Genomic DNA, 10,569 nt, shown 5'->3' with positions numbered 1-10,569 from the left:
CCTGAATTGTGCCTCTGCAATTCTTGAACGGAAATAGTGTTCATTTTTTATGTTTTATATTAGTAAGTCATCATATAATTTGGGTATATTTACTTCCTAAGCTCTTACAAAATATGTTCCTTATTTTATAAAAAATAACTCATTAAGCTTTAACTCTTCATTTTTCAATTCACCACCTAAAAACTCTATAACTGAGCAAGCTTCTTTTGAGGCACTTAATACTTTAAAAGGTGAAACATCATAATAAATATCTGTAATATAACCAAATGCATCAATAAAAACCACATCTATGTTATATCGCATACCAATTGTGTGTATGGATTTACACGGTGTTATTAACAAACACTCTTTGTCACTTAACTTCTTTTTGAATAAAAGGCCAAATGCGCGAGAAAAAAAATTCCTCGCAATTTTTACTTCAAATTTTCTTTGACTACTTACCAGTTTCATAATTATCCAAATGCGTCTTTCATCATAATATATAAAGGAAATCCAATAACAATAAATGTGCATGGGAAAATAAATGCTACAAGAGGAAATAGCATTTTGACAGGTGCTTCCAGTGCAAGTTTTTCAGCTCGTAAAAACCGTTCTACACGCCTCTGTTCAGCCTGTCCACGTAAAATTGGTCCTAAATTCATTCCCATATTTTCAGCTTGAATAATTGCTGAAACCAAATTTTGTATAGAAGCATGATCTATACGCGAAACCATATTTCTAAGTGCATCACTCTTAGACACACCTTTACGAATATCTGCTAATACTCTAGAAAACTCATACCTCATAGGGCTTTGTACCGACTTAGTGACAGCTTGATCAACAGCATTTACAAATGTTAATCCTGCCTCAACACAAAGGACAATAATATCTAAAAAAAAGGGAATTTCTTTGAGTATTATATTTTCTCTTTTTTTCTTTTCACTTTTTAACCATAAAATCGGATAAATTAATCCATAAAGAAAAAATAGGATACTATAAAATAACTCAATATTAGCGATATACAGCAACACTAAACCAAAAGTAGAAAAGAAAAATGCAAATACAATTTGTGAAGAAATTATTTCCTTGGCTTTAAAAACATAATCATAGCCTGCATAAACTATCTTCCTTGTTAATTTTTCTTCTGTTTTTTTTGAAATAAATGGTTCAATATAGAATGCCAATGTTTTTATTGGAACCCAAAGAATATAAAATAGAACTGGTGGCTTGTCTAAATAACTTCTATTTTCATCTGGAACCGCATTTATAAAATTAAAGACCTGCCAACAAATAAATGAAATGACACATCCCATAAAAAAGGTACTTGCATATAAAATAAACTCATTCATGTTAGACATCTATACTCACTATTTTTCTTATGACGATCATGCCTAAAAGCTCAAAAATGATAATTCCAGCAAGGGCGATCCACCCTGCTGGTGTAGACCATAATTTACTCATCGCCTCAGGTTCCATTTGACTCAAAACAAAAATTAAACCAACAGGCATTAAGCCAACTACCCAAGCTTGCATTTTTCCTTGAGCTGTTAAAGCTTTTATTTTTCCTTCAGATTGATTGATTTGTCTTAAGGTTTCTGCTGCTTTAGTCAGAGTTTCTGCTAATTCGCCTCCAGTTTCTAATGCAATTCGGATACTTGTTGTCATTAAAACAACAGATTTAATTGGTAATCTGGTTTGAAAGTTCATTAGTGCATCTGTTAAGGGTAAACCAACCTTCTGCTCTTTAATGATTAATGAAATTTCATTTTTCAAAGGTGGTAGACATTCATTTGTCAACTGAAACAATGCAGTGCTCAAGCTAGCGCCTGACCTCAATCCTCCAGCAATCAACATTAAAGCATCTGGTAATTGTTGTTCTATTTTCTCAATTTGATTTTGCCTAAATTTTTTAATTACAATAAATGGCAATATACTTAAAAAGAGTGCTAAAAATATATAAACAATACTGAATTTTAAAAATAAAAAGATGATTGAGAAAACTACAATTAAGAATAGAAAATATATAAAAATAATTTTCTTAATGTTTAAAAAAACATAGCTTAAATTTAGCTGCTCTTCTAATTTATTTGTTTTCCTTAAAAAAGTATTTTGAATAACATCCGATGTTATTAAATAATATGTTAAAAAAACAATCACAAATGATAATATGATTAAATAAATATACATTTAGAACCCATTATTTTGGAATTTTGAAATATCAACGTTTAACCCTGATTCTTTTAGTTCTTGTAAAAAAGTTGGTATCAATCCAGTTGCACCAAAATATCCTTTAGTTTTTTGTAGCTCTAAATCAAATCCAGTTTTATCAAATTTATAAATATCTTGGAGCTGAAGTTTACCACTTTCAATCCCAGTGATTTCTGTAATATAGGTTATTTTTCTAGCTCCACAGGAAAAGCGTGATTGTTGAATCAAGACGTCAACAGCTGAAGCTATTTGTTCTCTAATTGCATTTAACGGTAAATCCATGCCTGCCATCATAATCATGGTTTCTAAACGGGCAACTGCATCACGTGGTGTATTCGCATGTAAAGTTGTTAAAGATCCTTCGTGCCCAGTGTTCATTGCCTGTAACATATCAAGTGCTTCCGCACCACGGCATTCACCAATAACAATTCTATCAGGTCGCATCCTTAATGAGTTTTTAACTAAATCCCTGATGTGAACAGACCCTTTACCTTCATTATTTCCAGGTCTTGCTTCTAATGAAATTAAATGATCATGATCTAATTTAAGTTCTGCAGCATCCTCAATCGTAATAACTCGCTCACCATTCGGAATAAAACTTGCTAAAACATTAAGTAATGTTGTTTTGCCTGAACCTGTTCCACCAGAAATAATAATATTTTTCTTTGCTTTTACACAAAGCTGTAAAAAGTCAGCCATATCATCATTTAGACTTGAATAATCAACAAGATCTTCAATTAATATTCTTTTCTCTGGGAATTTTCGAATCGTAATTGTAGGCCCCTTAATAGCTAAGGGGGGGATAATTGCGTTTACTCGAGAACCATCTTTTAAACGGGCATCAACCATTGGTGAACTTTCATCAATCCGCCTACCCAGCGGTGTTACGATTCTTTCAATAACATCTAAAATTGCTTTATTACTGGTAAACTCTAAATCACTTTTGATGATTTTTCCTTTTTGCTCGATAAAAATTTCATCTTTTGCATTGACCATAATCTCAGTAACAAGCGAATTTGCCAATAACTCTTCCAATGGTCCTAGACCTATCGCTTCATCAATAATTTTTTGTTTCAATCGATCTACATTTAATATTTGAGGAAGCTCCTCATCTATTTCAAATAGAACCTGATCTAAACAAGTTAATGTTTCATTTTTTAGCTCATCAGGCGTCATCGTATTTATATCTTTACGCCTCAAATCCATTTTCTTGACTAATTTTTCTCTTAAAATTTGTATCCATTCTACTTCAAGAGATTTATATGCTTTTGAGTTATACTGAAGGTTTGCTACCTGAGTTGAATGGACTGTATCTTCATTTGATACATTTATTAAGCTTTCTAAAACACTATGATCTATTGAATGTGAATTAACAATTTTAATTTCATCATCACTATCTTCCTCTAATATATTAATAGAATAGTTATTGATAAAAATAGTATCATTCGTTAAATCCAACGGGCCAAAGAAATCAATCTTTTTTTTATTTACAAGTGTTCCGTTTGCACCACGATTTAAATCTTCAACAACATACCCACCACTTAATTTTTTAATCGCACAATGCTTATCCGCAATAAACCAACCCTTTAATTGTAAATCACAGTCCTTAGACTTGCCTATTACGATCTCATTTTTATCAATGTGCAAGATAGATTCTTGTTGTTTATTTTTTATCTTGAGCTTCATTGGTATTCTCTAATTGACTATTAAAATCTTTTGGTAAAATTAAACCTGCACCTAATTCATCTTTCACGATGCTGTCTGATGCCTCACCCACTTTTTCCATTTTCTTACTAAAATCATTTTCATATACATAAGGGGTAACAAAGAAAACCAATTCATTCTGTTTTTTTGCTTTAGATTTACTTTTAAATAGATTACCAAACAATGGAATTTTACCTAGTCCCGGAACAGCACTTTGTGTGTCACTAATATCTGCTGCAACTAAACCACTTAGTACTAAGGTTTGACCTTGCTCAACCACAAATTCTGTTTCCGTACGCCGTGTTAAAAAACCTGGCATTCCAGAAATTTGAACAGATTGATCAATATTACTCACTTCAGCAAGTATCTTTGCCACGATCCCTTCATTCGTAATGGTTGGACTAATATCTAATTTTATTCCATAGTCTTTAAATTCTATAGATGGCGTTCCTGTCGCACCTGAAGATTGAAAAGGGACTTGACCACCTGAAAGGAATGTCGCGTTACCACCATTTTTACAAGAAAGTAATGGTCTTGCGATGATTTTTGCAGTTCCATTTTCTTGTAGTAAATTTATTTTACTGTCAATAAAACTTGCTAATCCAAAATAGGTTTGAAATGGATCAATTTTTGGAAGTGCTGGAATACTTCCAGCCAATGGATTTGTATCGGATGTAAATGCACCACTCCGTTTAAAGTCACCTAAAATGCCAAATTTAGGTCCATCGATTGATGCCGTATTCCAATTAATACCTATTTCTTTTGTAGATGAGGTTGATATTTCAACAACTCTTACATCTAAATAAACCATTTTTTGTTTTTCTTGGACATTATTTTCTTTTGTTTTAGTAAGGTTTACTACATTTTTAAACAACGTCGAATAATTATCAATGCGCTCTTTGTTTTCTAGAGAAATATTATTTCCTTGTATAATAATATTATCACCAATCAGTTCAATTGAAATATTCGGAATATTGGATAAGGCCTGTTGTAAATCATTTAAAGTTTTTTTAACGTTACTTGGATATACATGAACATCTGAAGAAATATATTGCCGACCATTCCATATTTTTACTGTTGTATCACCAGCTGTAACACCCGTTAAAGCAACTCCTTTACGACCGACTGTTTTCGCCTTGACTATCTGATCATTTCCAATAACGACATCAGTAATTGTAGGATCATTTAAATAAATTGTTTCACCTATATATAAATGATCTGACATTGCATGAGCATTTAATGTGATAAAACTGGCAATCAAAGATAAATATATTTTGTTAAACTGCAAAATGTTACTCACTGTTTTATTCATCTTTATTTCCATAAATAATATTAAAATTAGAATTTTTAGGTTTATCTAAATTTGCCATTTGATTATTTGTCTGAATGGTATTTTTGGGTTCAGATATAAGTTTGGTGCTTAAAGTCACTCTTTTCTGTGCATTGATTTGTTGAATAAAACTACTTGTATCTGATATGACTTGATCATTAGGGTTTCTTAATATCGCTGAAATCTTGCCTAAACTTGCCGCTAAAGTAATATTTTTGGCATCCTCTGCACTTACATCCAAAGTAATATTTGTATAACCAGTTGTTTCTGTACTTAAGTCATTTGTATCTAATTGATTACCTGTTGCAAGAATTTTTACCCCTTGCATCAAAGGTAATGTTGCCGTTTTCTCAGAAGACTGCAAGGTTATGATTAGATCAATAAGATCACCTGGTTTTAACATGGTAGAAATTGAACTTTCATCATCAACAGGAATCGTTATTGCCCTTCTACCAGGTGAAATCAATTTAGAAATATCTTTTTTCATTTCCACCATCGAAGACATAATTAAATCACCAGGTTTTAAATCCACTCTTAAAGGCATCCCTTCTATTGCAGCGAAGTTATCTGCAGTAATTGCATTTGATTGTTCATACTCAGAAGGTAACTTTCTTTGTGAAACAGTTTCAGGTGAAATAATAGAGCCAGCAGGAAGATCTTTGCTTGCTACAACATATGCTATTTCAGGTCCTTTTTTATTTAAACTTTCCACTTTTGAATCGAAAGCAGTCTTAAAACCCCATATACTCAACACCCCAATCAGTATTGAAATAATTAGAGCAACAACCTTTTTATTGATATTTTGTATTTGCATTAGGGTATAGCATCCAAATTTAAAACTGTAGCATTAAATTTACTCATAAATAACTCATATGACTTTTTAAACATCATAAACAAACTTCCATCACCAAAGATTCCATTTCCTGCAACAATAAGTATCAAAACAAAAGTCATGCATATCAAATATTCTGTTGTAGTATTACCACGCTTGTGTTTATACATATTAATTTCCATTCCTAACATATACAACAACTAGGTTTCCAGTATTTCTTCTCATATCAAAAACAAGATTAAATTCACTTTTGTCATTCAATTCAAAATATGAGAAGGCATTATTAATATCTACATTATTTGATTTTGACTTTAAAGTGTTTATTAAACTCAAATACACAGTCCTATTAACTTTAGGATAAGATAATGTTCTACTTGTCGACTTATTATCTGTTGTTTGAAAATCCGTAGTTTGACCCTTTATTTTAAAATAACTTGGTAAAGCCAACTTTTTGTAATCTTTTTTTGCCTTACAAATTATCCGACCATCAAAACCTCTTTCATTATTATTTAAAACCTGTATTGTAATTCCTCCTTTTTTTTCAATATAAAAAAGAACACCTTGTTTAGAGAATTTTACATTATTTTTATCTAAAAATTTAGCATAACACTCTAAATTACAATCACGCGAAACTAAGTCATACATATCAACCGATGACCCATTTAATATACTTTGTTTTCCAATAGGATTTAATAGCATACCTTGAGTATTTGTATCTTTATCAAGACATGCATATAAATTAGCATGTATAAGAAACAACCCAACCCCCAAGAAATATGAAATTCTCTTTATCATCTAATTTGTTTCTTTCTATCATCTGGAACGATATCCATTTTATAAATACCATCATCCTGAATTTTATGTTCAAATCCCATTGTAGCTATTGCTGTATTATAAACTTTGTTTATATTCACTTGTACAACTTCATATGGTTTTAAATAATCAGAATTTTTAACTACATTTTTTATGTCTGAAGAGTTATTGGCTGCCCAATTGTTTCTAAGCGTCCCTGTAGTACTTTTAATTGTAAAAGTCTCAGGAAAACCCTCTATTCCTGTCACACTATTTACTGGAACGGCAACATTAATTAAATATTGTCCATTTGATTTTAAATTATCAAAACCTTTAGTGGCTAATTTTAACGGATCTGTCCCAAATGTTTTACTATACTCTTCGCGCTTTGAACTATTTTTCACTGAAATCGAATCCCAATTTACTAAAGAAGTACCCGCAATATCTTTGTCAGAAGCATCATCGCAGTCAGCATTACGATCACTCAAAACATCTGCCCCAGTTCTTGCAAAAAATCTTTGTCCAACTTCTCTTGATAACTCAGCTTCATCATTGACATAAACACCTTTATTCACCCTCCAAGCAACATAGTCTGCAGCTTGTTCAGATTTCAATTTTACTGTAGCCACTTTTGAAACCATGGGTATTGCAATCATTAACATCCCCATTACACCAGAAGCAACAACAAACTCAGCAATGGATTGACCTTTTTGTTTATATTTATTCATAAAAAAACTCACTGCTTTAATGCAAAGTAATCGCTTCTACAAGTGACACTGTTCTTTTTGAAATTTCCATATCATCATTCAATCTAACTTTCCAGTAAGGGCTAAACAATGAACCATACTCATGATTAATTACTCTACTATTTGAATTTGCAACTTCTAGTTCCCATGGTCTCTGGAAATAAACTTCGGCTTTTGTCAATGCTTGCATATCACCATTACTGATCGTACCTTTTTCAAGCTCATCATAATTATCCAATATCGTAAACTGTTTTGATATTTCTAAATTTGAGTTTCTATTTACAGTTTCTAATTTATTTCGACTTTTTTTTGCAGATACAACTAATGGAAATATGGTTTCTTTATCACTTAAATCTTTCAATTCATAAAATTTAGGTATACCCACGCCTGTAAGTTTTGAACTATTTGATCTTGGATCCCAATAATTTGGTACATTATTTTCAGCACGACCTCTAGCACTTGGATTAGTTGAAGCTGCACCACCATACGAACCCGATCGTTTAGCTTTATCTTCTCCCAAAGCACTACCAGCAGCGCTTCCCCAACCTATAGGAATTTCTCTATGCCGACTTTTAACCCCTCTCCAACTAACTGTTTTATAATAATGATGTAAAGATAGGGTATCTACTCCCTTCCACTCATCTAATTGAACAAGTTCAGTTCCTCCTGCTTTATGGATTCGCCATTCATCCCATCCTCCAGGTGCTAAAACAAGTTTCGGTAAAATATCTGTTTTAGTTCGGTTGGTAATGAAAGGATCTGCTGAGCTTAAAACAACTTTTGCCATTCTTTCTCGTTCTTGTGCAGAATATTGTTTAATTAGTTGAGCTGGGAATTTAGATGTCGAAGCTATTAATTTAACATCATATTCAGAGTGTTGATTTTCACTGACTAAATCTGAGAACTCCTGCGGCGCATTTAGGATGGTCACATTACTTGCTAAATTCAAAGTACCTTGAATTGTTTCCAAAACCTTAACTTCGACACCATAAGCTGCAATATAAGCCCCCATACCATCTGCAAAATAATTTAAACCTGTTCCTATATTTGCAAAAACAGCACTCACTGGAGGAAACCATGATGTTGCTCTACTTATATTCGTTGAAGTTTGTGCTGCATATTTTGACCATGAACCAGTACTTACACCTTGTGCTATTGCCAACTGGTTCGCAATTTGTGTTCTGTTTATATAAGCATTCAAATTCATCAGTCTGGCTTGACGCGTAGCAGTTGCATATGCAGCATGATCAGCCAACATTTTTGCCTGTTGTCGTTCAGATAATAGTTGTGATGTATTAAAGACGAAAACTAGGGTCAGCATTAAAACGAGTGATAAAATCAACATAAGCATTGTTGACTGACCAGACTGATATTTCATAAAAGACCCACTATAAAAAGTATCAAAAAAATTTTTAATACAAAGTGTTATTTAATCTATTTAAGTGAATTTTAAAATTTAATATAAATATTTATATAAGTGAAACTTTAACTACATTCAAATATGCTTTAAATGTAGCTAAAACTGAACAGAGTAATTATTGAGAACCTTTTTCAAAGTCATTAAGTTTTTTGTCTTTTCCACCTTCAGTAACAGCTGCTTGACCAGCAGTCGTAGCAGCACTTCTTGCTTTAGCAGAATCTTGTCCACCTAATTCAGATGCTGCAACTGCAACTTGCGAACGAGCTGTATTCCCATAGAAGCGGAATACACCAATAGCGGCTACAGCAATTAAAGCAACAATAATAATATACTCAGTCATACCCTGACCGCGTATTGCTTTATTATTTAACGCATTTATTAGTTGTTTTGTTTTCATGAGTAAACCTTGTATAACTTAAACTTGTTGTAATGTTTTCACACGTACAGTCTGTTATTTGTACGATGTTTACTATATTATACATAACTCATCAAAAAGAAAACATTTTTAGAATTAAAAAATGGGCTACTTATGAGTAGAAAAAAAAATCAACTTGGCGTTTCAATCACTGAATTTATTATTGTTGCCCCATTGGTTCTTTTCATGGGCTTAGTTGGTATTCAATATGGACTAATATACGTTGCAAGACTCAATGTAACTTATGCTGCTTATGAAGCGGCTAGGGCTGGTGCAATTTATAATGCAGATCCTGCACGCATTCAAAATGCTTTTTTTAAAGGTCTAGTCCCTTATTTTTCCACTTCAGGAATCTATTTGCCTGGTAATGTTCATATTGACAGCCCGATAAGTGGAACAAATCCAAATTTGGCGCAAGTTGGTTTACAAGGTACCGCGTTAAAAGAAATTATCAAAAAATCAGAGTCTGCATTCGTCCATATGCATATGGTGAATCCTTCAAAAGCCTCTTTTGACGACTGGAATGATCCTATTCTTTCAACAGCTTATAAAATAAAAACTGGGCAAACCGTTAGGGTTATACCGAATGAAAAGTTTAATTTAACAAATAACTTGCAAATTAAGCCGAAGTCTAAACAAAATCTTCAAGATGCAAATGTTTTGAAACTACGCTTTGTATATGGTTACGAGCCACGAATTCCATTGATGAAAAATGTGTTTAGTTCTTTAACCTCCTTTTTCTCTAGCGACCGTGATGCTGCAAATATTCGTATGCTTGCAGCTGGTCGTATCCCTATCGTTGTCGATATTTCATCGCAAATGCTAAGCCCACCAATTGAAGGGGGATTATCTACAAATACCGTTAATCGGAATGGTTACATTGTGGGTGAAGACCTCATTGATCGCCTAACTGAAAATCAAGCAATGCAATGGCAAGTTGGTCAAAAGAAAACTGACCTATTAGACGGAATCACTGACTCCGCTGAACAATCTTTAATTTCTAATTTTGAAAATGATATAACCAATTTTAATGGAGTTTCCGATATTGGCTCTCAGCTAGCAGGTGGGCTTTTAGGAAACAACTCACCCACTGGGCATACAGGTGCATCTACCAATAGCATTATTGGTGATACCAATAACTTG

11 protein-coding genes are annotated in these 10,569 nt (G+C 32.6%); 1 reads left to right on the top strand and 10 read right to left on the bottom strand.

The window, feature by feature from the left end; all coding sequences use genetic code 11:
- Window positions 1-120: 120 nt before the first annotated feature.
- From GGG_RS0117560 to GGG_RS0117510, 10 genes are all read right to left on the bottom strand, one after another.
- Window positions 121-450, bottom strand: a complete 330-nt coding sequence (locus GGG_RS0117560) for a DUF192 domain-containing protein (RefSeq protein WP_010117327.1) — start codon at window positions 448-450, stop codon at window positions 121-123.
- 2 nt (window positions 451-452) lie between these two features.
- Window positions 453-1,328, bottom strand: coding sequence for a type II secretion system F family protein (locus GGG_RS0117555; protein WP_029574684.1), 876 nt, complete (start codon window positions 1,326-1,328; stop codon window positions 453-455).
- A gap of 1 nt (window position 1,329) precedes the next feature.
- The gene (locus GGG_RS0117550; protein ID WP_010117325.1) at window positions 1,330-2,166 is read right to left on the bottom strand and encodes a type II secretion system F family protein; all 837 of its coding nucleotides are present in this window, start codon (window positions 2,164-2,166) and stop codon (window positions 1,330-1,332) included.
- Window positions 2,167-3,873 carry an ATPase, T2SS/T4P/T4SS family gene (locus tag GGG_RS0117545; protein WP_010117324.1) on the bottom strand — a complete coding sequence of 569 codons (1,707 nt, stop codon included), beginning with the start codon at window positions 3,871-3,873 and terminating at the stop codon, window positions 2,167-2,169.
- A complete protein-coding gene (locus GGG_RS0117540; protein ID WP_010117321.1) occupies window positions 3,851-5,203 on the bottom strand; it encodes a type II and III secretion system protein family protein in 1,353 nt (450 codons plus the stop codon). Before GGG_RS0117540 ends, GGG_RS0117545 begins: the two co-directional genes overlap by 23 nt.
- On the bottom strand, window positions 5,196-6,035 hold the full coding sequence (gene cpaB, locus GGG_RS0117535; protein ID WP_010117320.1) for a Flp pilus assembly protein CpaB: 840 nt from the start codon (window positions 6,033-6,035) through the stop codon (window positions 5,196-5,198). The genes GGG_RS0117540 and cpaB overlap by 8 nt, the downstream gene beginning before the upstream one ends.
- Before the next feature lie 189 nt (window positions 6,036-6,224).
- Window positions 6,225-6,848: a hypothetical protein gene (locus tag GGG_RS0117525; RefSeq protein WP_010117318.1), complete on the bottom strand. Its 624-nt coding sequence runs from the start codon at window positions 6,846-6,848 to the stop codon at window positions 6,225-6,227.
- On the bottom strand, window positions 6,845-7,573 hold the full coding sequence (locus GGG_RS0117520) for a hypothetical protein (protein WP_010117317.1): 729 nt from the start codon (window positions 7,571-7,573) through the stop codon (window positions 6,845-6,847). The genes GGG_RS0117525 and GGG_RS0117520 overlap by 4 nt, the downstream gene beginning before the upstream one ends.
- A gap of 16 nt (window positions 7,574-7,589) precedes the next feature.
- Complete coding sequence (locus GGG_RS0117515; protein WP_010117316.1) at window positions 7,590-8,969, bottom strand: Tad domain-containing protein; 1,380 nt, start codon at window positions 8,967-8,969, stop codon at window positions 7,590-7,592.
- A gap of 157 nt (window positions 8,970-9,126) precedes the next feature.
- A complete protein-coding gene (locus tag GGG_RS0117510; RefSeq protein WP_010117315.1) occupies window positions 9,127-9,408 on the bottom strand; it encodes a Flp family type IVb pilin in 282 nt (93 codons plus the stop codon).
- 132 nt (window positions 9,409-9,540) lie between these two features.
- Between GGG_RS0117510 and GGG_RS0117505 the strand changes: the two genes are divergently transcribed.
- Window positions 9,541-10,569 (top strand): TadE/TadG family type IV pilus assembly protein (locus tag GGG_RS0117505; protein ID WP_010117314.1); only part of this gene is annotated, 1,029 nt, incomplete at its 3' end.

This window comes from Acinetobacter sp. P8-3-8 (assembly GCF_000214135.1).
Classification (GTDB): domain Bacteria; phylum Pseudomonadota; class Gammaproteobacteria; order Pseudomonadales; family Moraxellaceae; genus Acinetobacter.
This window is presented reverse-complemented; position numbering and strand designations above follow the sequence as displayed.

What these genes read in the sequence shown, in the direction of transcription:
- GGG_RS0117540 (WP_010117321.1), bottom strand. Translation starts at nt 5,203, where the DNA reads ATGAATAAAACAGTGAGTAACATTTTGCAGTTTAACAAAATATATTTA.
- GGG_RS0117560 (WP_010117327.1), bottom strand. Translation starts at nt 450, where the DNA reads ATGAAACTGGTAAGTAGTCAAAGAAAATTTGAAGTAAAAATTGCGAGG.
- GGG_RS0117545 (WP_010117324.1), bottom strand. Translation starts at nt 3,873, where the DNA reads ATGAAGCTCAAGATAAAAAATAAACAACAAGAATCTATCTTGCACATT.
- GGG_RS0117510 (WP_010117315.1), bottom strand. Translation starts at nt 9,408, where the DNA reads ATGAAAACAAAACAACTAATAAATGCGTTAAATAATAAAGCAATACGC.
- GGG_RS0117515 (WP_010117316.1), bottom strand. Translation starts at nt 8,969, where the DNA reads ATGAAATATCAGTCTGGTCAGTCAACAATGCTTATGTTGATTTTATCA.
- GGG_RS0117555 (WP_029574684.1), bottom strand. Translation starts at nt 1,328, where the DNA reads ATGAATGAGTTTATTTTATATGCAAGTACCTTTTTTATGGGATGTGTC.
- GGG_RS0117525 (WP_010117318.1), bottom strand. Translation starts at nt 6,848, where the DNA reads ATGATAAAGAGAATTTCATATTTCTTGGGGGTTGGGTTGTTTCTTATA.
- GGG_RS0117550 (WP_010117325.1), bottom strand. Translation starts at nt 2,166, where the DNA reads ATGTATATTTATTTAATCATATTATCATTTGTGATTGTTTTTTTAACA.
- GGG_RS0117520 (WP_010117317.1), bottom strand. Translation starts at nt 7,573, where the DNA reads ATGAATAAATATAAACAAAAAGGTCAATCCATTGCTGAGTTTGTTGTT.
- cpaB (WP_010117320.1), bottom strand. Translation starts at nt 6,035, where the DNA reads ATGCAAATACAAAATATCAATAAAAAGGTTGTTGCTCTAATTATTTCA.